We start from the raw sequence: 22,836 nt of genomic DNA on the forward strand, positions 1-22,836 counted from the left end.
AGCCGGATGCGGCGACCGCACCCGGCTTTCAAATTGTCGCAAGGCTGCGCTTACTTGCGCTTGGCCATATCGACGTAATCGCGACGGGCGACGCCGGTATAGAGCTGGCGCGGCCGGCCGATTTTCTGGTGCGGATCCTCGATCATCTCGCTCCACTGGCTGATCCAGCCGACGGTGCGGGCGACCGCGAACAGCACGGTGAACATCGAGGTGGGGAAGCCCATCGCCTTCAGCGTGATGCCCGAATAGAAGTCCACGTTCGGATACAGCTTGCGGTCGATGAAATATTGATCGCTCAGCGCGATCCTCTCCAGTTCCAGCGCGACCTTCAGCATCGGATCGTCGCCGTGGCCGGTCTCTGCCAGCACGGCGTGACACATCTTCTGCATGATCTTGGCGCGCGGATCGTAGTTCTTGTAGACCCGGTGGCCGAAGCCCATCAGGCGGACTTCGCTGTTCTTGTCCTTCACCTTCTTGATGAAGTCGGGAATCTTGTCGACGGTGCCGATGTCGGCGAGCATCGCCAGCGCTGCTTCATTGGCGCCGCCATGGGCCGGACCCCACAGGCAGGCGATGCCGGCGGCGATGCAGGCGAACGGATTGGCGCCGGACGAGCCGGCGATGCGCACCGTGGAGGTCGAGGCGTTCTGCTCATGGTCGGCGTGCAGGATGAAGATCTTGTCGAGCGCGTCCGCCAGCACCGGATTGATCTTGTAGTCCTCGCACGGCACCGCGAAGCACATATGCAGGAAGTTCTCGGCGAAGGAGAGCGAGTTCTTCGGGTACATGAAGGGCTGGCCGACGGTGTATTTGAACGCCATCGCCGCCAGCGTCGGGATCTTGGCGATCATCCGCATCGAGGCGATCATGCGCTGCCGCGGATCGTTGATGTCGGTGGAGTCGTGATAGAACGCGGCCAGCGCGCCGACCGCCGCCACCATGATCGCCATCGGATGAGCGTCGCGGCGGAAGCCCTGGAAGAAGCGGGCCATCTGCTCGTGAACCATGGTGTGATGGATCACGCGGTTGTCGAAATCGGCTTTCTGCGCCTTGGTCGGGAGTTCCCCGTAGAGCAGGAGGTAGCAGGTCTCGAGGAAGTCGCCTTTTTCAGCGAGCTGCTCGATCGGATAGCCCCGGTACTCCAGGATGCCGGCGTCGCCGTCGATATAGGTGATCTTGGACTGGCAGCTCCCGGTCGAGGTGAAGCCCGGATCGTAGGTAAACATTCCGGCCTGGGCGTAGAGCTTGGCGATGTCGATGACATCGGGCCCGACCGTGCCGCTCAAAATCGGGAAATCAAAGGTCTTGTTGCCAACCGTCAGCGTTGCGGTTTTTTTGTTGGATGCGTCCATCGTGAAGTCCCCGATGAGATCGTTGCGAAAACCGGCGGCCGGGAGCGCCAAGACGTTGGAGATGGCGCAGGAAACCGGGTGTTCTGGGAGTGCCTCAGAAATGGGTATCTTATTGCTGTTTGCACTGCAAGACGGCCACTCCGGGCCCGCAATACCACCTTATGAGGGGGTCTGGTCGCCAAGCCGGGCCAGGCATTCCTGCCGTCCCAGCACCGCCAGGACGTCGAAAATTCCCGGCGACGTGGTGCGGCCGGTCAGTGCCACCCGGAGTGGTTGGGCCACCGCCCCGAGCTTGAGGTTGTTGGCTTCGGCAAAGGCGCGCATCGCCGCCTCGGTGGTTTCCGAGGTCCACGATGAAACCGGCTCCAGCGCGAGCCGGAGCTTGCCGATCAGTTCGCGGTTTTCCGGCGTCAGCAGGGCCGCGGCTTTCGGCTCGATCTCGAGCGGCCGGTCGGCAAAGATGAAATAGGAACTGTCGATCAGCTCGATCAGTGTCTTGGCGCGCTCCTTGAGGCTCGGCATCGCCTGCAGCAGTTGCGCCCGCGTGGTGTCGTTGAGCTTGGTCTTGAGGTGAGACCGGTCCGGAACATAGTCCAGCACGTCTTCGAACATCGCCACCAGCGATCGATCGTCGGCGTGACGGATATAGTGGCCGTTGAGGTTTTCCAGCTTGGCGAAGTCGAACCGCGCGGCCGACCGTCCGATCGCGGGTAGGTCGAAGGCGTCGATCATTTCCTGGGTCGAAAAAATCTCCTGGTCGCCATGGCTCCATCCGAGCCTGACCAGGTAATTGCGCAGCGCCGCCGGCAAGTATCCCATCGCGCGATAGGCATCCACCCCCAGCGCCCCATGACGCTTCGAGAGCTTCGAGCCGTCGGGGCCATGGATCAGGGGAATGTGGGACATGCTCGGCAGGTCCCATTCCAGGGCATCGTAGATCTGCTTCTGGCGGGCGGCGTTGATCAGGTGATCGTCGCCCCGGATGACATGGGTGACGCCCATGTCATGGTCGTCGACCACGACCGCGAGCATGTAGGTCGGGTTGCCGTCGCCGCGCAGCAGGACGAGATCGTCGAGGTTCTCGTTCTGCCAGACCACGCGGCCCTGGACCTGGTCCTCGATCACGGTTTCGCCTGTCTGGGGCGCCCTGAGGCGGATCGTGGGCTTCATGCCGGCTGGCGCCTCCGACGGGTCCCTATCGCGCCACAGGCCGTCATAGAGCCGCGTACGGCCCTCGGCGCGCGCCTTTTCGCGCATCGCCGTCAGTTCTTCGGCAGTAGCGTAGCAGCGATAGGCTTTGCCGCTGGCCAGCAAGGCTTCCGCCACCTCGCGGTGGCGTGCGGCCCGGCTGAACTGGTAAATGACGTCGCCGTCCCAATCGAGCCCGAGCCATTTCAAGCCGTCCAGGATCGCCGCGATTGCCGGTTCCGTCGACCGCTCCCGGTCGGTGTCCTCGATTCGCAACAGCATCTTGCCGCCGCGCTTTTTGGCGTAAAGCCAGTTGAACAGCGCCGTGCGGGCGCCTCCGATATGGAGAAAGCCGGTCGGCGAGGGGGCAAAGCGGGTGACGACGGAATCGGGCATGCCAACAGCGTTTCGGGGACAATAAGGGGTTGCGCAAGGCGCGGTGGTGTATAGCAGGAACCGTGCATAACTAAAGCCTTCCTTGGAAGGTGCGGATTTGGCAGAAGGGCCGCTGATTCCGAACGGGAACTAAGCATGACAGCAGAAACGGTGGCGGCAGAGGCAGGCCGCGATTTCATTCGCGACATCGTCCAGGCCGATCTCGATGCCAAGAAATACCGCCAGATCGTGACGCGCTTCCCTCCGGAGCCGAACGGCTATCTGCATATCGGCCACGCCAAGTCGATTGCCCTCAATTTCGGCATCGCGCAGGAATTTGCCGGCCGCTGCCACCTCCGGTTCGACGATACCAATCCGACCAAGGAAGAGCAGGAATATATCGATTCGATTCAGGCCGACGTGCGCTGGCTCGGCTTCGACTGGGGCACCGACCTCTACTACGCGTCGGACTATTTCGAGCAGCTCTACGAATGGGCCGAAGGCCTGATCCGATCAGGCCATGCCTATGTCGACGACCAGTCGCAGGAGGAAATCCGCCTATCACGCGGCACGCTGACCGAGCCCGGCAGGAACTCACCGTTCCGCGACCGACCGGTCGAGGAGAACCTCGATCTGTTTCGCCGCATGAAGGCCGGCGAATTCCCGAACGGCGCGCGGGTGCTGCGCGCCAAAATCGACATGTCCGCGGGCAATATCAACCTGCGCGATCCCGTGCTCTACCGCATCCTGCACGCCACCCATCCGCGAACCGGCGACAAATGGTCGATCTATCCGAGCTACGATTATGCGCACGGGCAGTCGGACGCGATCGAGGGCATCACCCATTCGATCTGCACGCTGGAATTCGAGGATCACCGGCCGCTCTACGAATGGCTGCTGGACAAGCTGCCGGTGCCCTCGAAGCCGCATCAATACGAGTTCGCGCGGCTCAACCTGACCTACACGCTGCTTTCGAAGCGGGTGCTGACCGAGCTGGTGCGCGGCGGCCACGTTGCAGGCTGGGACGATCCGCGCATGCCGACCATTGCCGGGCTGAAACGGCGCGGGGTGCCGCCGGCGGCGATCCGCGAATTCGTCAAGCGCATTGGCGTTGCGAAAGCCAACAGCGTGGTCGACGTCGGCATGCTGGAATTCTGCATCCGCGAGCATCTCAACAAGAGCTCGCTGCGGCGGATGGCGGTGCTGCGGCCGCTGAAAGTCGTGATCGAGAATTACCCGGAAGGTGCGAGCGAGGAACTCGAGGCGCAGAACCATCCGGACGATCCGTCCGCCGGCACGCGCAAAATCGCGTTCGGCCGCGAGCTCTATATCGAGCGCGACGATTTCATGGAAAATCCGCCGAAGAAGTTCTTCCGGCTGTCGCCGGGCAACGAAGTGCGGCTGCGCTACGCCTATTTCATCAAGTGCACGGGCGTGATCAAGGACGCGGCCGGCGAGGTCGTCGAGCTGCGCTGCAGCTACGATCCCGCCACCAAGGGCGGCAACGCGCCCGACGGGCGCAAGGTGAAGGCCACCATGCACTGGCTGCCGGCCAAGCAGTCGCTGCCGGCTGAAATCCGCATCTACAATCAGCTGTTTTCGAAGCCCAATCCGGATGCGGCCAATTTCGCCGGAGATCTCAACCCGCAGTCGCTGGAAGTGTTGAGCGATGCGCGGATCGAGCCCGCGATCGCGGCCAGCAATTCGTCCGAGGTGATGCAGTTCGAGCGGCAGGGCTATTTCACGCGCGATCCGGATTCGACGCCGGATCGTCTGGTCTTCAACCGGACCATCGGCCTGCGCGATACCTTTGCAAAGGAAGTCGGGGCCAAGGGCTGATGAGGCGGCTCTGTTGATGGGATCGACCGATGCGAAGCGCCGCCGACGACATTGTGTTCGCCATCATCGAGCAATGGTCGGCGAATTTCAGCAGGCTCGACGCTGACGCGCTCGCGTCGCTTTATTCGAACGGCGCTTTGTTTTTCGGTTCGAACCCTTCGCTGTATCGCGGCAGGGATGGCGTCGCAGCCTATTTCAAGGCGCTGCCGCGATGGCGCGCGCCCGCCGTTCAATTCACCGACGTCGTGGCCGCGCCGGTTGGCTCCGATCTGATCAACATGGCGGGCACCGCGTCCTTCGTCGTCGAAGAAGGCGAGCCGACCCTGTCGGTCAAGATCACCTGGGTCATCGTTCGCGAAGACGGCTATTGGAAAATCCTCAGCCATCACGTTTCGTCGAAAGTGCCGCTGCTTTAGCGGCAGGGCTCATTCAAGCGGCCGGGATCGTCAGCAATAGCCGTAGAAGCCGCAGACATAGGGCAGCCGCGCACCGTCCCAATAATAGGGCCCGCCGTAATAGGGGCCGGGGTAATAGAACGACCACGACGAGCCGTAGTTATAGATGCCCCGGTTCCACGGCGGATTGGGCAGCTGATTGTAGGGAATGATCGGCGCCACATATTCGGCCGTCCGGTAAACGACCGCAGGGGGCGGAGGCTCCGCAAAGATCGCGCCGAGCCGGCTCTGGGTCGGCAGATCGGCGGCATCAGCAGCGGTCATGGCGCTGACGGCGAGCGCGAAAACGGCAAAAACGGGAAAAACGGAAAGCATGATCCTGTACGGCATGGCCGGGCACCCGATTGATTCGGGAATCCTATCCCTTGGCCCGTTAGCAATAGTTAACGGAATTCTCCATCCGTTCCGCTAGCCGCCCGGCAACAGCTTCCGGTAGCCTGACGATCTCCAAGGGATCGCAGGGTGTAGTACCCGATGGCAGAGCGGGGCAGGGCTCCAGGCCGGACGCAGGGATTTGCCGGCACCTGGCCGCCGCGCGGGGCGGCGCAGGCCGGCGGCCTTGCGCCGTCGGGCCTCGATGCATGGCCGGCCCTGGTCGCGAAACTGCGGACGTGGCTCGCCGCCGAAGCCGGCGCCGGCCGTTTGCTGCCGTGGGTGCCCGTCGCCTTCGGCACCGGGATTGCCTTCTATTTTGCCGCTGACCGTGAGCCGGTTCTGTTCGCCGCCGCGGCCGCGGCGATCGGACTCTGCCTCGCGGCGTTCCTGCTGCGGCGGCAGAAGCTTTTCCCCGTCGCCGTGATGATCGCCGCCGCCGCCGCCGGCTTTGCGGTCGCGACCTGGAAAACCGCGCGGGTCGCGCATGGCGTATTGGCGAGGCCGATGTATTCGGTGTCGCTGTCCGGCTTCGTCGAGACCCGCGACATCCGCGAACGCACCGACCGTTTCGTGCTGCGCGTGACCAGGATGGAGAGCCCGCGCGGCGCCACAACACTGCAGCGCGTGCGGCTGTCGGTGCGCAAGGGCACTGCGCCTGCGGTCGGCAGCTTTGTCGAATTGAAGGCCCGGCTGCAGCCGCCGCTCGCGCCGTTGCGGCCGGGTTCCTACGATTTCGGCCGCGACATGTATTTCGCCGGCATCGGCGCCTCCGGTTTCGTGATGGGCGCCATCAAGACCGCAGAGCCGCCCGACAGCGGCGGCTTGGCGCTGCGTTACGCCGCCGTCATGCAGGGCCTGCGCGATGCGATCGACGCCCGGATCCGCACCGCGCTGGAGGGCGACCGCCGTGCAATCGCGACCGCGCTTCTGACCGGACGCCGCGACGCCATCTCGCCGCCGGTCAACGATGCGATGTTCATCTCTGGATTAGGCCACGTGCTGTCGATCTCCGGCTATCACATGGCGGTGGTCGCCGGCGTGGTGTTCTTCGCGGTGCGCGCGCTGCTGGCGCTGATCCCGCAACTCACCGTCGGCTTTCCGATCAAGAAATGGTCGGCGGCTGCGGCGCTCGCCGCCGCCGCTTTCTATCTGCTTCTCTCCGGCGCCGAGGTCGCCACCCAGCGCTCGTTTTTCATGACCGCGGTGGTGCTGATCGCCATCATGGTCGACCGCCGCGCCGTGACGTTCCGCACGCTGGCGGTGGCGGCGATGATCGTGCTTACGATCGCGCCGGAAGCGCTGGTGCATCCGAGCTTCCAGATGTCGTTCGCGGCGACGCTCGGGCTGGTGGCGCTGGTGCAGATCGGCATGCCCGCTTTGTTGGCCGCGCCCGACAATTCGGCCACCGCGCGGGCGGCGCTGTGGGGCGGACGGGAGGTTGCGATGCTGGCGCTGGCCTCGTTGGTGGCGGGGCTCGCGACCATGCCCTATGCCGCCTTTCACTTTCACCGGGTGACGCCCTATGGCGTGCTAGCTAATCTCGCGGCGATGCCGGTGGTGTCGGCGGTGGTGATGCCGGCGGGCCTGCTCGGCATGGTCGCGATGCCCTTCGGTTTCGACAGCGTGTTCTGGCAGGTGATGGGTTGGGGCATCGACTGGATGATCACGGTGGCGCAATGGGTCGCCGCACTCCCGGGCGCGATCGGCCGCATCGCGGCGTTCGGGACCGGGCCGCTGATCGCGGCAAGTCTCGGCATCATCCTGATGGGGTTGTTGCGCACGCCGCTGCGCTGGGCGGGCGCAACCCTGGTGGTGCTGGCAGTGGCATGGGCGCTGGTCCGGCCGCAGCCGGATATCCTGATTTCCGCCGACGGCCACAATATCGGCGTCCGCGGCAGGGACGGACGCCTGCATCTGATCCGAAGCGCCAAGGAGGCTTTTCTGCTGCGGGAATGGCTGGCGGCCGACGCCGACGGCCGCGTCGTTGCGGATTCCTCGCTTGCGGAAGGCGTGTCCTGCGACCAGGCCGGCTGCGTGGCGCAGATGGCCGATGGCGGCCTTGTCGCGCTGGCGCTGCGGCCCGAGGCGCTTATGGACGATTGCGAGCGCGCGGCGCTGCTGGTGACGGCACGGCAGGTATCGCCGGCCTGCGGCGCGCTCGTCGTCGACCAGGATCGCCTGCGCAGGCAGGGCGCGCTGGCGCTGCGGCGCAGCCGCGACGGATTTACAGTCGATGCGGTCAGGCCGAAAGGCGTCGATCGGCCATGGTCGCCGGCGGTGGCGGGCGATGCGGAGGACGGGACCAGTCTGGTGCGCCCGGCCATCGCGAAGCCGGCGGACGCGACGCCGTCGGAAGCCGACCTGCAGGCGGAAGACTGAGGCGGCGAGGCCGGTCAATCGCCAAGTCACCCATCAGGTCACCCATCAAGTCACCCACCGTGTCAAATCTCACCGCCGGACGGCGGATTTTCCGGCAGTTCGAAGGCGCCGAGATGAAATTCGTCGACGTCGTCCGTGGCCGCCATTTTGACCAGCGTGAAGGACGCATCCGGGAACTGCTGCCAAATGACCAGATCCTCCGCCGCAACGGTGAGCCAGCCGAACGTGAACATGTACCGGCCGGGCTCGGTCACCCGTCCGACTTTTTGCCAAGTGACCTTGCGGACCGCCAACTGCGTCCCCTTCGCGAGCGGTCCCCACCGGCCTGGACCGGCAGGGATATCTACATGGCCATTCAACCGGCGGAGATCGCCGCCGCCATTGGCGTTGCGGCTGCCGGTCGCTCGTGCGCCGTCGCCTGCTGCACCACGGGCAGTTGCAGCACGGTCGCGCGCTGACCTTCGCAGAGCTGTGTCACCAGCACATTGCTTCCATCCGGAAATTCGATCGCGTCGTGATGGCGCTGCGGAACGTTCGGCTCGACCGCGCCGAATTTTCCAACCCGGAAATCGAGGGCTTTGGTCCAAATCCACCCGTTGTCGTATTTGACGTTGTCGGCGAACGCCAGTTCGGTTCCGGGAAGAATGCAGACCGCCACCTCGGGCTCGGCTTCCGAGGCGAAGCCGCGCGTCGAGGTGCCGCGGAATGTCGTCGTCATCAGCGTCTCTCCGACTTTGGCGGGGCGGGACGCTACGGCGTGCAGACTATAGTCACACATCGGATCGCTCCTCATTCGAGATAGCCAACCCGCGCCCCTTGAGAGGCGCAGGCCTCTATCAGAGTGAACGCGTTAAGATATGCCCAATTGTGGGCAATTCTACGGCTCTCGACGACGAGCTCGATCACAAATGCGTTTGAGGATTTGGCCGAAATAGCTGCGGCTGCGCGCGACAGACAAACCATCGCGGCCGCCATCTGCCGCGGCATCGCTGATTGGAACAACCGATCCGGGGCGCGGATCAGTACTTCCGGTACAGCCCGATCAGCTTGCCCTGAATCCTGACCCGGTTCGGCGGCAGGATGCGGACTTCGTAGGAGGTGTTGGCCGGCTCCAGCGCGATCGACGCGCCGCGGCGGCGGAAGCGCTTCAGGGTTGCTTCCTCCTCGTCGATCAGCGCCACCACGATGTCGCCGGTGTCGGCACTGTCGTTGCGCTGGATCAGCGCCATGTCGCCGTCGAGAATGCCGGCGTCCACCATGGAATCGCCGCGCACCTCGAGCGCGTAATGCTCGCCGGAGCCGAGCATGTCCGGCGGCACGCTGATGGTGTGACTGCGGGTCTGCAGCGCCTCGATCGGCGTGCCGGCGGCGATGCGGCCCATGACGGGAACCGCGACCGGACGCTCGCCGTCACTCTCGGAACCGGCACTGCTGGAACGCACCTTGCCGAGCGTGCCTTCGATAACGCTGGGCGTGAAACCACGGCGGCCGTTGCCGGCACCGGCGCCTGAAATCTCGGGCAGCTTGATGACCTCGATCGCGCGGGCGCGATTGGGCAGGCGGCGAATGAAGCCGCGCTCTTCCAGCGCGGTGATGAGACGGTGAATTCCGGACTTCGAGCGCAAATCCAGCGCATCCTTCATCTCGTCGAAGGAGGGCGGAACGCCGGATTCCTTCAGGCGTTCGCTGATGAATCGCAGGAGTTCATATTGTTTGCGCGTGAGCATCTCGACCAATCCCCAGTTTGACAGTGTCGTTCGATTCCGAGAGGCGTTCAGGGAACCGAGGCGTTCAGGGAATCAAAGACTCCAGAACTTCGATTAGTTGGCACCAATACTCGAAACAAATCATGAACGGACACTATATGTTCCATATGTGTTCCGCAACCACTTAATTTATCGTCAACGCGGCGGGATTTGTTGGGACAGGTGGTTTTTGGGGTCAGTCCGGAAGCCGCAGGATCTCGCAAGGCGTGCCGGCGGCAGCGGCCGGCGCAAACGGGCGGCGCATCACGAGTGCCGCTGCCGCAGCGAGATTTCCGAGCAGCGAGCTGTCCTGATGGTTGACCGGAGTGGCGATCAGGACGCCGTCGGCGCGCCGCTTGAGGCGCGCGCGAAGATAGTCCTCGCGGATGTCGTTGGCGGCGACGTCGGACCCGAGCAAAGCCGTCTCGCTGACGTGGTGGACGGCCGATCGGCCGGACAGCGCGCGAATCAGCGGCGCCAGGAACAGGAAGCCGCAGACATAGGACGACACGGGATTGCCGGGCAGGCCGATCACCCGCATCGCGCCGAGCCGCCCGTGCATCATCGGCTTGCCCGGCCGCATCGCGATCCGCCAGAACGCCATGGCGACGCCCTCGGCCTCCAGCGAGCGCTTGACGAGGTCGTGGTCGCCGACCGACGCGCCGCCCATGGTGACGAGGATGTCGGCGCCGGCGTCGCGGGCGCGGCGGATGCCGCTCGTCGTGGCCTCGACGGTGTCGGCGGCGATGCCGAGATCGACGGTCTCCGCGCCTGCACCCCTGGCCAGCGCCCGCAGCGCGTAGCCATTGGAATAGACGATCTGCCCGGGGCCGGGGATCGAGCCCGGCATCACAAGCTCGTCGCCGGTGGCGAGCATCGCCACCTTCGGCCGGCGATGCACGGCCAGCTCCTTGTGGTTCATGCCCGCGGCCAGCGAGAGATCGCGGTCGGTGAGGCGGGTTCCGCGGGGCAACAGCACGTCGCCCTCGCGAAAGTCGATGCCGGCGGGGCGGATATGCCGTCCCGGGCGCGCGGCTTCCGTGATCGTGATGCCGCCGTCTTCGGCGACGGTATCTTCCTGGATGATGACGGCGTCGGCGCCGGCAGGGATCACGCCGCCGGTAAAAATCCGCACCGCCTCGCCCGTGCCGACCGTCTTTTCGAACGGGCGGCCGGCCGCGACCTCGCCGATCACCTTGAGCCGCGCCGCCACATGAGCGGCGTCGGCGGCGCGCACCGCATAGCCGTCCATCGCCGACATCGCCTGCGGCGGCTGGGTCCGCAACGCCGCGGCGTCGCGCGCGAGCACGCGGTGGTAGGCCGCATCCAGCGCGACCATTTCCTCCGGCAGCGGCTCGACGCCAGCGAGAATCGCGGCCAGGGCGTCGGCGACGGGCATCAGTGCCACGGTGAAACTCCCACTTTGACGTCATTGCGAGGAGCGCAAGCGACGGAGCAATCCAGCTTGCCGCTCCATGGATTGCTTCGCTGCGCTCGCAATGACGGCCTCATCATCTAGATCCCCAGCTCAGCCAGCGCCTTCGCCACGTCATCGGTCGACCTCACGTGAATGCCAATCAACCCCCGCGCCCGCGCGCCCTCAATATTGTCGGCTAGATCGTCGAAGAACACGATGCGCGACGCCGGCACGCCGATCGCCTTCACCACATGATCATAGGCGTCAGCGTCGGGTTTCCGCAGCCCGATCGCGGACGACAGAAACATTTCCCGGAAATGGCCGAGCACGTCGGCATAAGCGACCGGGAAATATTCGACATGGGCGTTGTTGGTGTTGGAGAAGGCATAGAGCGGCAGACGCTTTGCGGCGCGGGCCAGCAGCGCGGCGATGCCGGGCATTTCGCCGACGAAAATCGCATTCCATCCTTCCAGCAGTTGCCCGTCGGAAAGCCTGATGCCGAGCGATTGGCGCAGGCTTTCAAAATACGCGGCATCGTCGATCTTGCCGACCTCATGATGCCGGTAGGATTCCTCGCGGACAAAGCGCGCGGCGATCTCGGCAGGCGCGCAGCCGGCGTGACCGGCCCAGCAGGTGAGCGCCTTGTTGAAATCGATATCGAGCACGACGCGGCCGAGATCGAACAGCAGCACGTCGGCGTCGCCGGGGGTGAGGAGAGGCGGGTCCATGGAGGCGGTGTACGAAAAACGAACGAAGCGGGCAACGGTGATAAGCGCTTGAAGCCCTGCAAAGCCTTCAACCCGATCGCAAGACCTCCTCCGGCGGTTTCGTGTGGCGGAACATCCGCAGCAGCGCCAGGTCGTAGCCAATCTTCAGGCATCCGCACACCACCAGCGGCAGGCCGGAGAACGGGCCGGCCAGCATGAAGCCGGCGATGGCGGGACTGATCGAGGAGGCGAGGCTGCGCGGCACCGCGGTGACGCTTGCCGCCGCGGTGCGCTCGGCAGGGGTCACCACGGCCATGACGTAGGATGACCGCGTCGGCACGTCCATCTGCGACAGCGCCGAGCGAACCAGCAGCAGTGCCAGCACCACGGTCAGGTCCGACGAAAACGCCGCCGCGATCAGGCAGAGGCTGGAGGGGATGTGCGTGAACACCATGGTGTTGATGAGGCCGATGCGGCCGGCGAGCCAGGCGGCCACCGGAAATGACATGGCGCCGAGCAGGCTGGAGAAAAAGAAGTAGACGCTCGCCGCCTCCAGCGACAGGTTGAAGCGCTGAAACAGCCACAGCGCCAGCAGCGACTGCACCACGAAGCCGCCGGCAAAGGCGTCCATGCTGAACAAGGCTGCGAGCCGGTAGACGATGTTGCGCGATGGTCCGAGTGCAGCCTTCGGCACATCCGCCGCGTGGCTATGGTCGCGCGGCAGACGCCGGTAGAGCAAGGCCGCCAGCAATCCAAGCGCGGCGTACAGGTAGAACATCAGCTTGATCGCAGAGAGCCTCGACCAGCCGCTGGACACCAGCGTCTCAGGCAAGGCCGCCGCCAGCGATCCGACGGCCGCGGTTAGAGAGCCGATCAGGCTGTAGCGGGCAAAGATGGCGGTGCGGTCGCGATCGGCGGTCTCCTTCGTCAGCAGCGCATGTTCGAGCGGCACCAGCATGCCGAGATCGCCGCCGGACGGATTGATGCTGCCGATGAAGGCGATGAGCAGGACCAGAGCGAGCGTCTCCGCCGCCGGAATATCAGGCCGGTGAAGACCATCAGTCCGGCGCCGGCCAGGAAGAGACTTCGCAATTCGAACCGTGGCGCGATGAAGCCGGTGATCAATGTCAGGGCCGCCGTTCCCAGCAGCGAGGCAGAGGCGACGACCCCGATCGCCTGCGGGCTGAATCCTGCCGCCGAGAGGTAGACCGGCAGGATGATGATGGCGAAGCCGTCGCCGAAGCCGCGCAGTGCGCGGGCGCCGTAGAGGCAAAGAATATCGGAGGGAGTTCTCATCGAGCTGCCGACCATGTCTCATCTCCACTGACGGAGCGAGACAACGCTTGGCTGCGCACAGCTGACCGGGCGGTTGCCGATGGCCCGGATTTGAATGGATTTAGATCACGCGAATCCCGGGCATTCAAGTGGATCGCCGGGATTTGATCGCGCTGATGACCGCCATTCCAGGCTGGTCGTGCCTCCGATTCCGGCTTCCCGTCAAAGCGGGCCGCTATCGTCAGTTCAGCGCGATCAAGTTGTCGGGTCGCCCTGGTTGAGGCTCGGGCGCAAGGCGCGTGTGAGACAGGATCGGCGTCCTACCAGTTGCGCTGGGCGCGGATGGAGAATGTCCATGTGCTCTGATCCTTGAGATCGTACAAGGCTGCCGGCTTGGTACCCACGGCAGGCAATGCGGCCAGGCCGGCGTACTTCTGATCCACGAAGGTGTACATCGCCTCGCCTGTAAAGGTGAGGTTCTTCACCGGCGTCCAGCGCGTATTGCCGCCGATCTGCGCGACGTTGAAGTCCGGGTTACAGGCAGAACCCGGCGTCAGCAAAGCGGCAATAGCGGCACAGACATAGCTCTTTGCCGTGGCGTTGTAGCTGACGGAAGTGTACGCACCGAAGATCGCAGAGTCCCAGTAGGCGTCCCAGTTGTGCGTGTAACCACCGCGTAAGCCCCACAGCCTGGTGGTCTCGATGCCGGTGCCGTTCGCCGAAGTCGTCCCGGCGAAAACGCCGTCGGAAACACCGGCAATCCCGAGGCTCTGATAGACGCCAGCCAGGCCTGTGCCGTCGTACATGGCGAAGGAAGGCGCGACCTGGCTCCGCCAGACGTAGCGGCTCGCACCGTCGGCATAGCCAACCGTAATCTCGATATGGTCGCCCTGGCCAGTCGGAATGTTTTTGATCGACAAGGCCAGCTGACCAGCCCAGCCCCACTTGTCGCTCGGATAACCTGAGGTTTCCGTCGCGCCGTAGTAGCCGGAGTGGATGTTGTGCGCAGCTACGGACGCCTGGAACAGGCCCCAGGCCTGGTTAACCCGGATCATGCCGACGATGTCGGGAGCCCGCGCGCCGCCAAAGTTATTGGTGCCATACACGCCCGTCGCGAAGGTGGCGTCGGTGAGGCCCGATGTGTTCCACAAATTGGATTGGTAGTAGGCGACCTGATCCTGCAGGGAGATCGTGCCGGTGATGCCCTGACCGAAGTCCGCCGTATAGGAGAACTGGTTGACGCCGGTATTGTCGGCGTGGCCGCCGATGAGCCCGTCACCGATGTTGCCGGGATAGCCGGTCCAGGGCGCGTCGAACTGGGATACGGCCTTGCCGATTGTGAAGCCGGCGAACTGGATGAACGCGAAGTACACGCCCAAGGAACCCGCCGCCACGCCGTCCGTCCCCGTGGTCCAGCTGAACGTCGTATCGAAGTATGTCCGCAGTACGCCGTATTCGGTTGCGGTACGCGTATCGATGTTGACGTTTTCGCGGGCGCGAGCGATGTAGTAGTTGTTCAGTCGGTTCTTCTGACCCGCGTTGCCATTCCAGGCCGGCGTGCCCTGAATGCCACTGCCGTTGAACGTGACGTCGGAGCGCAGGTAACCGCCGAGCTTGATGCAGGTGTCGGTACCCGGGATGTAGTAGTAGCCCGTCCCATATGAGGAGCAGATCCTCACATATTCGATCGCCTTGGCCTTTACCGGAAGATCCGCCGCCTGAGCGCCGCCCATTGCGACGAGGCACGCCGCTGAGCCCAGCATTGCGCTCTTGACTATCTTCATGGTCCGCCCCTCATCTCGCCAGGCAGGATTGAGGGCCCGCTGAGGAATCCGCAATCAGCTTCCCCCAAGCTGGCGCGGAGGGCCTTTGCGTCAGGCTAACCCCGCAACGATTCCCGGATGCCCTTGGGTCCCTTTTTTACGTCGTGACCTGAGTAACGCAACCAGGGGCACTTCGAACCTGTCTCTTCGGCCTGCTTTTTTTGGGGAGTGTTGCGCAAAGGCACGCGGTGCCGCCTTTAGTTCCCGCCGGCACGGGTTTGGCAATGCGCAGGGATCGGCCGGACCTTTGAACCCGGTCGCCGGCTTCGTGGCAACCTTACCGCAACCGGGCATCAAACCCTGGCTCATCGGGGCGCGGGTTCGATCAAGCGATCGAACTCCCTCACGGGCGGAGAGATTTTCAAAGCCTCGGGCGCCTCGCGCCGCCTATTCCGGAGACGCCAGCGATAGAACCGATAAGCTGCGGCGTACTGGATCCCCGCAGGAGCCTGTCATCGGGCTCGTCGAAGGCGAGACCCGGTGGCGGGGGATGACGGTCGTGGGGCGTCATTGCGAGGAGCTTAAGCGACGAAGCAATCCATTCTTCTTTTTTCTTTTGCCGGCGCGATGGATTGCTTCGCTTGCGCTCGCAATGACGGTCTTGGAAGAATCGAGGTTCATGAAGGCTTTGCCGTCGCTGTGCCGCGCGTATATCGTCACGCCCAGAAGAAGACCGCCCGGCCAGCACGCCGGGGTGACGATGTCCGGAAGACGAGGAAACCATCCATGACCGAAACGCTGCTGTTTTCACCGCTGACCATCCGGGGCGTCGAGCTGAAGAACCGCATCGTGGTGCCGCCGATGCACCAGTATTCCGCGATCAAGGGGTTTCCGACCGATTGGCACCTGATGAATGCCGGCAAATTCGCGGCTGGCGGCGCGGGCCTCGTCGTCGTCGAGTCCACCAAGGTGGAGCGCCGCGGCTGCGGCACGCTCGGCGATCTCGGCATCTGGGACGACAAGTTCATCGAGCCGCTGGGGCGCCTGGTCAAGTTCATCAAGCAGCAGAACGCGGTCGCCGGCATCCAGCTCGGTCATTCCGGCCGCAAGGCGCGCGCCAACCGGCCCTGGGAAGGCGACGGCCCCTTGAAGCGGACGCCCGACATCGACGACTGGGACGAATGGACGCCGGTGGCGCCGAGCGCGATCGCCCACAGCGAGAAATGGCCGGCGCCGCGGGCGCTGCAGCGGAGCGAGGTGAAAGACCTGGTGCAGGCCTGGGGCGAGGCGGCCCGCCGCGCCGATGCGGCCGGCTTCGACGTGCTGGAGCTGCACGGCGCGCACGGCTATCTCGTGCACGAATTCCTGTCGGAAAGATCCAACCAGCGCACCGACGAATATGGCGGCTCGGAAGCGAACCGCATGCGCTTCATCACCGAAGTGACCGAAGCGGTGCGCGTACACTGGCCCGAGCACAAGCCGCTATTCGTGCGGCTGTCGGTCGAGGACAATGCCGGCTGGGGCCCCGAGCAGAGCGCGCGGCTGGCAAAGCTCCTCAAGACAAAAGGCGTCGATGTCATCGACTGCTCGTCCGGCGGCATCACCGACGTGGCGCCAATCCTCGGCAAGGAAATCAGATACAGCTATCAGGTGCCGCTGTCGGAATATGTCCGCCGCCACGCCGACATCATGACCATGGCGGTCGGCCTGATCATCCACGGCGACCAGGCCGAGCAGATATTGCGCGACGGGCAGGCCGACCTGATCGCGGTCGGACGCGAGATCCTCAACAATCCGAACTGGCCGATGGACGCGGCGCTGAAGCTCGGCGTCGAGGGGCCGTTCCGCAACGTGCCGCCGCAGTTCGGCTGGTGGCTCGGCACCCGCGACAAGCGCGGCTTCGGCACCAGGCCGTCGACCTGGCAGAGCGGTCTGCACGATCCCGGCAAGGTCTCCTGAATTCGGGGAGGGTGGACCGGCGTGTTGTCTGTCGGACTATTGAGGGAAGAATTCGGCGTCTGCGGCGGGCGAACGCAATCCTCAGGCGCGATAATGCCCGGACTTGCCGCCCTTCTTCTCGACCAGATGAATGGCTTCGATGCGGACGCCGCGCTCGACCGCCTTGATCATGTCGTAGATCGTGAGACAAGCGACCGACACCGCGGTCAGCGCTTCCATCTCGACGCCGGTCGGGCCGGTGACCTTTACCGTGGCGCGGACGATACAGCCGGGCAGCTTGTTGTCCGGAGCGATATCCAGCGTGACTTTCGACAGCGCCAGCGGATGGCACAGCGGGATCAGGTCCGAGGTGCGCTTTGCCGCCATGATGCCGGCGACGCGCGCGGTGCCGAGCACATCGCCCTTCCTGGCATTGCCGCTCACGATCAGTTCGAGCGTCGCCTTGCTCATGATGACGCGGCCTTCCGCCACCGCGGTACGTTCGGTTGCGGGCTTTTCGGACACGTCGACCATCCGCGCTTCACCCTTGGCGTCGATGTGGGTGAGGGCGGAACCGGCCTTTGAGGTTTCCTTGGAGGATTTCCGCGCCATCGATCAGCGCGTCCCGGTGGCGCGCGAGGCGTCGGTTCGCGCCAGCAGCGCGCGGGTGGCGGCGGCGACATCTGCCTGCCGCATCAGGCTTTCGCCGACCAGGAAGGTCGACATGCCGACGCGGGCCAGCCGCGCCAGGTCGGCAGGCGCGAAGATGCCGCTTTCGCCGACCATCAGCCGATCTTTCGGAATCAGCGGGGCCAGCGCTTCGCTGGTTGCGAGCGTAGTCTCGAAGGTGCGCAGGTTGCGATTGTTGACCCCGATCATCGGCGAGCGGAGTTTCAGCGCCCGGTCGAGCTCACTGCGTTCATGGATCTCGATCAGGACATCCATGCCATGGGCGATGGCGGCGTCCTCGATGTCCCTGGCTGCGGCGTCGTCGAGCGCTGCCATGATGATCAGGATGCAGTCGGCGCCGTACGCGCGGGCCTCGACCACCTGATAGGTGTCGAACATGAAATCCTTGCGCAGCACCGGCAGCGAGGTGGCCGCGCGCGCCGCCACCATGAAATCGAGATGGCCCTGAAATGACGGCGTGTCGGTCAGCACCGACAGGCAGGTGGCGCCGCCGGCCTCATAGGCCTTGGCGAGAGCCGGCGGATCGAAGTCGGCGCGAATGAGACCCTTGGAGGGCGACGCCTTCTTCACCTCGGCAATCAGCGCATATTCGCCCTGGGCGAGCTTGCGGCGGATCGCGCCGACAAAGCCGCGCGGCGCGGAAGCTGCCTTCGCCCGCGCCTCCAGCCCGGGAAGCGGGTGCGCGCGCTTGGCGGCCGCGATCTCCTCGCGCTTGTAAGCCTCGATCTTGGTCAGGATGTCGGACATGCCGGGCCCCTTGGGTCAGCCGTTGGAGACCGCGATCAAACGCTTGAGCCGCGCCAATGCCGCACCCGAGTCGAGCGACTGGGTGCCGAGATCGACGCCTTCCTTCAGATTCTTGGCGCGGCCGGCCACGATCAGCGCCGCGGCGGCGTTCAGGAGCGCCACATCCCGGTAGGGGCTCGGCATCCCGTCGAGCACGCTTTGCAGCGCGATCGCGTTGGCGTCGGCGTCGCCGCCCTTCAAGGCGTCGCCGCCGACGCGCTTGAGGCCGGCTTCCTCCGGCGTCACCTCGAAGGTACGGATGTTGCCGTTCTCGAGCGCCGCGACGAAGGTGGGTCCAGAGAGGGTGATTTCATCGAGGCCGTCGGAGCCGTGCACCACCCAGACGGATTCGGAGCCGAGATTCTTCAGCACCTGCGCCAGCGGCTGCACCCATTGCCGGGAGAACACGCCGACCATTTGCCGCTTCACGCCGGCCGGATTGGACAAGGGGCCCAGCAAATTGAAGATCGTGCGGGTCGCCAGCTCGACGCGGGTCGGGCCGACGTTCTTCATGGCCGGATGATGCGCCGGCGCGAACATGAAGCCGATGCCGGCTTCAGCTATGCAGCGGCCGACATGGTCGGGCGAGATGTCGATCCTGACCCCGAGCGACGAGAGCACATCGGCCGCGCCCGAGCGCGACGACAGCGCGCGATTGCCGTGCTTGGCGACGGGCACGCCGCAGCCCGCGACAATGAACGAGGCGCAGGTCGAAACGTTGACCGAGCCGGAGCCGTCGCCGCCGGTGCCGACGACGTCGACGGCCTCGGCGGGAGCCTTGACCCGCAGCATCTTGCTGCGCATCGCCGACACCGCGCCGGTGATCTCGTCGACGGTTTCGCCGCGCACCCGCAGCGCCATCAGCAATCCGCCCATCTGCGACGGCGTGGCCTCACCCGACATCATGCTGTCGAAGGCGGATGCCGCTTCGTCGCGCGACAACGTCGCGCCGGTGGCGACTTTTCCGATGATAGATTTGAGGTCGTCCATCGCGTGCTTTCGGATGCTCAGTTATTTGCGCCCGTCACCTGTGCGAAGGCGGCCTGGTTGATGGTGGTGCCGATCGTGGATTCGATCTTGGTGACGTATTGCGCGACCTGTTCGTCGGTCAGCCCGCGCTGAAGGGTGTCCTTCAGTTTCTTGACGCCGTCCGAGGCGAGGTCGACCGGCGGCACGCTGATGTCGGTGACACGGAACACGATCCATTCGCTGCCGCCGGCGCCGGCGGTTTGTCCGGCCGCGTCCTTGGCGGTGCGGAACGCCGCGGTGACGGCGCTGGCGGGCAGGCCGGGTGGGGAGGCATCGCGCCGCAATCCGCTCACGGTTTCGACTTTCGACCCGACAGCCGCCGCTTCCGCCGCGAGCGTGCCGCCCTGGCCGAGCTTCTGCACCATCTCGGTCGCCTTGGTCCGCAGCCGGCTCGCGATCTGGTCCTCGCGCCATTTGGTCTCGATCTGGTCCTTGACCTCATCAAGCTTGCGTTCGCGCGACGGGGTGATGCCGAGCACGTCGTACCAGACGTAACCGCCGCTGAACTGGATCGGATCGTTGTCGACGCCGACGTCGCTGTTGAAGGCCTGCGAGACGACATCGAGGCCGCGCGGTACGTTGGTGACGAGCTGGCCGTCGGGGAGGCGACCGGAACGGTCGACCGCGTCGATGGTCACGGGGGTCAACCCCAGCTTCTGGGCGGCCTCGACGACGCTGGCGCCGCCGCCACGCTCGTCTTCCATCTTGTTGTGGAGGTCGGCGACCTTGGCGCGCGCGCGTTCGGTGGCGATTTCCTTCTTCAGGGTCGCGGCGACGCTTTCATAGGAGGGCGTGGCCCCCGGCTCGATCTTGCCGATCTTGACCAGGGCGACGCCGAACCGGCCGGGTACCGGCTGGCTCAACTCACCGGACGGCAGCGAAAACGCCGCGTCCGCGATCGCGGGATCGATGATGGCGGATTTCGCGATGATGCCGAGGTCGACGTCGGACGGGTTGAGCCCGCGCTCCTTGGCGAGATCCTCGAACGATATTCCGCCCGCGATGCGGCCGCGCGCGGCGGCGGCTTCCTCCGCATTCGGGAACACGATCTGCGACACCTGGCGCCGTTCCGGCGTGCCGAGCTTGTCGCGGCGCTGCTCGAAGACCTTCCTGGCGTCCTCGTCGGAAACCTCGGACCACTTGCCGATCTCTTCCGGCGTGACCGCGACGAAGGAAATCTTGCGGTATTCGGGGGCGCGGAACTGGGTCTTGTGATCCTCGAAATAGGCGGCCAGCGTCTCCGGCGACGGCGGATCGATGGTTCCGGCCTGCGCGGCGTCGAGTTTGACGTATTCGATCGTGCGCTGTTCGTTCTGGAAGCGGCTCAGCGCATCGATCAGCACTTTCGGCGGCTCCAGGCCGGCCGAGATCGTGCCGGCGATCTGACGCCGCAACGACACCCGCCGCTGCTCTGCGATATAGCGCTGTTCGCTGAAGCCGAATTGCCGGATCGTGGCCTGGAAACGTGCCGGATCGAAATTGCCGCTCACGCCCTTGAAGTTGGGGTCGCTGTAGATCATGCGCATGATCTCGGCGTCGGACTGGGCGAGCCCCATCCGCCGCGCTTCTTCGTCCAGAGCGGCTTCGGCGATGGTCTGCTGCAGGACCTGGCGGTCGAGGCCGAACGCGCGGGCCTGGTCCATCGTCAGCGGGCGGCCGAACGAACGGCCGAGCTGCTGCAGCTTCTCGGTGTAGATCTGGCGGAATTGTTCGGTCGAGATTTCGGTGCCGCCGATCGTGGCCAGCGTCGACTGTCCGAACCCCTTGAAGATGTCGGCGATTCCCCAAACCGCAAAGCTGAGGATCAGCACCCCCATGACGACGCTCATGATGGTCTTGCCGAGCCAGTTTGATGAGGCTTTGCGTATTCCTCGAAGCATGGGTCCAACTTGTTTGCAGGAGGGAACCGGGTCCCGCCCAGGGGGAATTCGGTATCGAATTCCGCGAACGGGCGTCACCGGATTGATAAAGCATCATAAAGTGGCAGCCGCGCCGTCGCAACCTTGGCGGGGAGGGCCAATTGAAGCGGTTAACGGCCTGAGCTGCCAAACCGGTATCTGGAACTGGCCGCTGCGCTCTGCTAGCGCATGCCTGACCGAACCAATATTTGCCAGGGAAGCCCGATATGACCGACGCCATCCGGCCGCTGATTGCCGGCAACTGGAAAATGAACGGCCTTAAGGCCTCCACGGCCGAATTCGAGGCCATGCTGGCGGGCGCCGCCAAGGTGGCTGCCAAGGCCGATCTGCTGGTCTGCCCGCCTGCCACGCTGATACCAGCTTTCGCCGACAAGGCGCGCGGCTCGAAAAACCTCAAGGTCGGCGCGCAGGATTGCCACCAGAAGGCGTCGGGTGCCAATACCGGCGATATTTCGGCCGAAATGCTGGCCGATGCCGGCGCCAGCGCCATCATTGTCGGCCATTCCGAGCGGCGTGCCGATCACGGCGAGAGCGACTTCCTGGTCAGGGCGAAGGCCGAAGCGGCCTGGCGCGCCGGCCTCACCGCCATCGTCTGTATCGGGGAGACCCAGCATCAGCGCGATGCCGGGCAAACCCTCGATATCTGCCGCGGCCAGCTCAATCTGTCGCTGCCGCCGGCAGCGACGTCAGGCAATCTCGTGGTGGCCTATGAGCCGGTCTGGGCGATCGGCACCGGGTTGACGCCAACCGTCGGAGATATCGAGCAAATTCATAGGTTTATCCGGGAGTTCCTCATCGCCAAGTTCAACGGCGAGGGGGCCAGGATGCGGATCCTCTATGGCGGCTCGGTCAAACCCTCGAACGCGGCGGAATTGATGGCGGTCGCCAACGTCAATGGCGCGCTGATCGGCGGCGCCAGCCTGAAAGCGGCCGACTTTCTTGCGATCGCGGGCAGTTACGCCTAACTAACGGCAAGGCGGTGTCGGGGTGACGATCTCTCCCCGGGGGTGACAATGCCCCTTCCAATCGTGTAACACCGCGCGACTTCAAACACCGCAAAGCCCGATCTGCAGCCGGACGCCGGCGCTTTTGGTTTGCGACGGAAGGTAGAGATGCAGACTGTCGTTATCGTCATTCACCTCATGATCGTCGCGACGTTGATCGGCGCGGTGTTGCTGCAGAAATCCGAAGGCGGCGGCCTCGGCGTCGGCGGCGGCGCCGGCTTCATGTCGAGCCGCGGCACCGCCAACCTGCTGACACGCACCACGGCGGTTCTCGCGGTCGGCTTCTTCGTGACCAGCCTGCTGCTGTCCTGGCTCGCCAGCTACGACCGCAAGCCGAGTTCGATCATCAATGCCAATCCGGCCTCGCAAACGCAGCCGGCGGGCCCGGCGACGCCGATTTCGCCGCCGACCGGCGGCGGCATTCTGGATTCGCTGAAGAAGGCGGACGAGAAGCAGCAGAATCAGACCGTGCCAGCCGGCCCGCAGGCGCCGCGTTCGCAATAAAGCAGGGTGGCCATGCAGGACGCGATCTGGCGTCCTGCATCAACAATGCCCATCAACTCGCTGACAGCGCGTTAGAATCCACGTCACCCACAGCCC

19 protein-coding genes and 1 pseudogene are annotated in these 22,836 nt (G+C 64.8%); 6 read left to right on the plus strand and 14 right to left on the minus strand.

Annotation, left to right across the window (positions count from 1 at the left end; genetic code table 11):
- Nucleotides 1-50: 50 nt before the first annotated feature.
- Entirely contained in the window at nucleotides 51-1,352 is a 1,302-nt protein-coding gene (gene gltA / locus KMZ29_RS13765) for a citrate synthase (RefSeq protein WP_215619788.1), read from the minus strand.
- Between the two features lie 159 nt (nucleotides 1,353-1,511).
- Complete coding sequence (gene gltX / locus KMZ29_RS13770; RefSeq protein ID WP_215619789.1) at nucleotides 1,512-2,936, minus strand: glutamate--tRNA ligase; 1,425 nt, start codon at nucleotides 2,934-2,936, stop codon at nucleotides 1,512-1,514.
- A 135-nt stretch (nucleotides 2,937-3,071) separates the two neighbouring features.
- Here gltX and KMZ29_RS13775 point away from each other — a divergent pair, with 135 nt between their 5' ends.
- Both KMZ29_RS13775 and KMZ29_RS13780 read left to right on the plus strand, forming a co-directional pair.
- Nucleotides 3,072-4,754, plus strand: a complete 1,683-nt coding sequence (locus KMZ29_RS13775) for a glutamine--tRNA ligase/YqeY domain fusion protein (protein ID WP_215619790.1) — start codon at nucleotides 3,072-3,074, stop codon at nucleotides 4,752-4,754.
- Nucleotides 4,755-4,783: 29 nt separating this feature from the next.
- Complete coding sequence (locus tag KMZ29_RS13780) at nucleotides 4,784-5,170, plus strand: YybH family protein (RefSeq protein WP_215619791.1); 387 nt, start codon at nucleotides 4,784-4,786, stop codon at nucleotides 5,168-5,170.
- A gap of 30 nt (nucleotides 5,171-5,200) precedes the next feature.
- Here the strand turns inward: KMZ29_RS13780 and KMZ29_RS13785 are convergent, their stop codons facing one another.
- A complete protein-coding gene (locus KMZ29_RS13785; RefSeq protein ID WP_215619792.1) occupies nucleotides 5,201-5,473 on the minus strand; it encodes a hypothetical protein in 273 nt (90 codons plus the stop codon).
- 210 nt (nucleotides 5,474-5,683) lie between these two features.
- Between KMZ29_RS13785 and KMZ29_RS13790 the strand changes: the two genes are divergently transcribed.
- A complete protein-coding gene (locus tag KMZ29_RS13790; RefSeq protein WP_215619793.1) occupies nucleotides 5,684-7,963 on the plus strand; it encodes a ComEC/Rec2 family competence protein in 2,280 nt (759 codons plus the stop codon).
- Nucleotides 7,964-8,025: 62 nt separating this feature from the next.
- Here KMZ29_RS13790 and KMZ29_RS13795 read toward each other — a convergent pair whose 3' ends face one another.
- The 7 genes and pseudogenes from KMZ29_RS13795 to KMZ29_RS13825 all read right to left on the minus strand — a co-directional run bounded on the left by KMZ29_RS13795 (nucleotide 8,026) and on the right by KMZ29_RS13825 (nucleotide 14,891).
- Entirely contained in the window at nucleotides 8,026-8,256 is a 231-nt protein-coding gene (locus KMZ29_RS13795; RefSeq protein ID WP_249779687.1) for a hypothetical protein, read from the minus strand.
- A gap of 62 nt (nucleotides 8,257-8,318) precedes the next feature.
- Entirely contained in the window at nucleotides 8,319-8,741 is a 423-nt protein-coding gene (locus tag KMZ29_RS13800; RefSeq protein ID WP_215619794.1) for a hypothetical protein, read from the minus strand.
- 241 nt (nucleotides 8,742-8,982) lie between these two features.
- Nucleotides 8,983-9,690, minus strand: coding sequence for a transcriptional repressor LexA (lexA, locus tag KMZ29_RS13805; RefSeq protein WP_215601799.1), 708 nt, complete (start codon nucleotides 9,688-9,690; stop codon nucleotides 8,983-8,985).
- 214 nt (nucleotides 9,691-9,904) lie between these two features.
- Nucleotides 9,905-11,116 (minus strand): molybdopterin molybdotransferase MoeA, encoded by a 1,212-nt coding sequence (locus KMZ29_RS13810; RefSeq protein ID WP_215619795.1) that lies wholly within the window; start codon nucleotides 11,114-11,116, stop codon nucleotides 9,905-9,907.
- A 107-nt stretch (nucleotides 11,117-11,223) separates the two neighbouring features.
- Entirely contained in the window at nucleotides 11,224-11,853 is a 630-nt protein-coding gene (locus KMZ29_RS13815; RefSeq protein ID WP_215619796.1) for an HAD-IA family hydrolase, read from the minus strand.
- Nucleotides 11,854-11,920: 67 nt separating this feature from the next.
- A pseudogene (locus tag KMZ29_RS13820) lies at nucleotides 11,921-13,128 on the minus strand (MFS transporter).
- Nucleotides 13,129-13,427: 299 nt separating this feature from the next.
- A complete protein-coding gene (locus tag KMZ29_RS13825) occupies nucleotides 13,428-14,891 on the minus strand; it encodes a porin (RefSeq protein WP_215619797.1) in 1,464 nt (487 codons plus the stop codon).
- A 765-nt stretch (nucleotides 14,892-15,656) separates the two neighbouring features.
- Here KMZ29_RS13825 and KMZ29_RS13830 point away from each other — a divergent pair.
- The gene (locus tag KMZ29_RS13830) at nucleotides 15,657-16,829 is read left to right on the plus strand and encodes an NADH:flavin oxidoreductase/NADH oxidase (protein WP_215619798.1); all 1,173 of its coding nucleotides are present in this window, start codon (nucleotides 15,657-15,659) and stop codon (nucleotides 16,827-16,829) included.
- Nucleotides 16,830-16,910: 81 nt separating this feature from the next.
- On the opposite strand, the gene moaC is transcribed toward KMZ29_RS13830, so the two are convergent.
- From moaC to KMZ29_RS13850, 4 genes are read right to left on the minus strand one after another with little or no spacing between them, the layout of a single operon-like run.
- Complete coding sequence (moaC, locus tag KMZ29_RS13835) at nucleotides 16,911-17,420, minus strand: cyclic pyranopterin monophosphate synthase MoaC (protein WP_215619799.1); 510 nt, start codon at nucleotides 17,418-17,420, stop codon at nucleotides 16,911-16,913.
- Between the two features lie 3 nt (nucleotides 17,421-17,423).
- Nucleotides 17,424-18,245 carry an indole-3-glycerol phosphate synthase TrpC gene (trpC, locus tag KMZ29_RS13840; RefSeq protein WP_215619800.1) on the minus strand — a complete coding sequence of 274 codons (822 nt, stop codon included), beginning with the start codon at nucleotides 18,243-18,245 and terminating at the stop codon, nucleotides 17,424-17,426.
- A gap of 15 nt (nucleotides 18,246-18,260) precedes the next feature.
- Entirely contained in the window at nucleotides 18,261-19,274 is a 1,014-nt protein-coding gene (gene trpD, locus KMZ29_RS13845; RefSeq protein WP_215619801.1) for an anthranilate phosphoribosyltransferase, read from the minus strand.
- Nucleotides 19,275-19,291: 17 nt separating this feature from the next.
- The gene (locus tag KMZ29_RS13850; protein WP_215619802.1) at nucleotides 19,292-21,193 is read right to left on the minus strand and encodes a peptidylprolyl isomerase; all 1,902 of its coding nucleotides are present in this window, start codon (nucleotides 21,191-21,193) and stop codon (nucleotides 19,292-19,294) included.
- A 245-nt stretch (nucleotides 21,194-21,438) separates the two neighbouring features.
- On the opposite strand from KMZ29_RS13850, the gene tpiA reads away from it, so the two are divergent.
- Together tpiA and secG are read left to right on the plus strand one after the other, a co-directional pair.
- A complete protein-coding gene (gene tpiA, locus KMZ29_RS13855) occupies nucleotides 21,439-22,197 on the plus strand; it encodes a triose-phosphate isomerase (RefSeq protein ID WP_215619803.1) in 759 nt (252 codons plus the stop codon).
- Nucleotides 22,198-22,344: 147 nt separating this feature from the next.
- A complete protein-coding gene (gene secG, locus KMZ29_RS13860; protein WP_215619804.1) occupies nucleotides 22,345-22,740 on the plus strand; it encodes a preprotein translocase subunit SecG in 396 nt (131 codons plus the stop codon).
- Nucleotides 22,741-22,836: the final 96 nt, after the last annotated feature.

The sequence above is a fragment of the Bradyrhizobium sediminis genome, from assembly GCF_018736085.1.
Taxonomy (GTDB): domain Bacteria; phylum Pseudomonadota; class Alphaproteobacteria; order Rhizobiales; family Xanthobacteraceae; genus Bradyrhizobium; species Bradyrhizobium sediminis.

Bases quoted from the DNA above. Each gene is read 5' to 3' on its own strand.
- KMZ29_RS13775 (WP_215619790.1), top strand. From the start codon at position 3,072: ATGACAGCAGAAACGGTGGCGGCAGAGGCAGGCCGCGATTTCATTCGC.
- tpiA (WP_215619803.1), top strand. From the start codon at position 21,439: ATGACCGACGCCATCCGGCCGCTGATTGCCGGCAACTGGAAAATGAAC.
- KMZ29_RS13830 (WP_215619798.1), top strand. From the start codon at position 15,657: ATGACCGAAACGCTGCTGTTTTCACCGCTGACCATCCGGGGCGTCGAG.
- KMZ29_RS13850 (WP_215619802.1), bottom strand. From the start codon at position 21,193: ATGCTTCGAGGAATACGCAAAGCCTCATCAAACTGGCTCGGCAAGACC.
- KMZ29_RS13800 (WP_215619794.1), bottom strand. From the start codon at position 8,741: ATGTGTGACTATAGTCTGCACGCCGTAGCGTCCCGCCCCGCCAAAGTC.
- gltA (WP_215619788.1), bottom strand. From the start codon at position 1,352: ATGGACGCATCCAACAAAAAAACCGCAACGCTGACGGTTGGCAACAAG.
- moaC (WP_215619799.1), bottom strand. From the start codon at position 17,420: ATGGCGCGGAAATCCTCCAAGGAAACCTCAAAGGCCGGTTCCGCCCTC.
- KMZ29_RS13790 (WP_215619793.1), top strand. From the start codon at position 5,684: ATGGCAGAGCGGGGCAGGGCTCCAGGCCGGACGCAGGGATTTGCCGGC.
- KMZ29_RS13785 (WP_215619792.1), bottom strand. From the start codon at position 5,473: ATGACCGCTGCTGATGCCGCCGATCTGCCGACCCAGAGCCGGCTCGGC.
- KMZ29_RS13815 (WP_215619796.1), bottom strand. From the start codon at position 11,853: ATGGACCCGCCTCTCCTCACCCCCGGCGACGCCGACGTGCTGCTGTTC.
- KMZ29_RS13825 (WP_215619797.1), bottom strand. From the start codon at position 14,891: ATGAAGATAGTCAAGAGCGCAATGCTGGGCTCAGCGGCGTGCCTCGTC.
- trpD (WP_215619801.1), bottom strand. From the start codon at position 19,274: ATGGACGACCTCAAATCTATCATCGGAAAAGTCGCCACCGGCGCGACG.
- trpC (WP_215619800.1), bottom strand. From the start codon at position 18,245: ATGTCCGACATCCTGACCAAGATCGAGGCTTACAAGCGCGAGGAGATC.
- secG (WP_215619804.1), top strand. From the start codon at position 22,345: ATGCAGACTGTCGTTATCGTCATTCACCTCATGATCGTCGCGACGTTG.
- KMZ29_RS13780 (WP_215619791.1), top strand. From the start codon at position 4,784: ATGCGAAGCGCCGCCGACGACATTGTGTTCGCCATCATCGAGCAATGG.
- gltX (WP_215619789.1), bottom strand. From the start codon at position 2,936: ATGCCCGATTCCGTCGTCACCCGCTTTGCCCCCTCGCCGACCGGCTTT.
- lexA (WP_215601799.1), bottom strand. From the start codon at position 9,690: ATGCTCACGCGCAAACAATATGAACTCCTGCGATTCATCAGCGAACGC.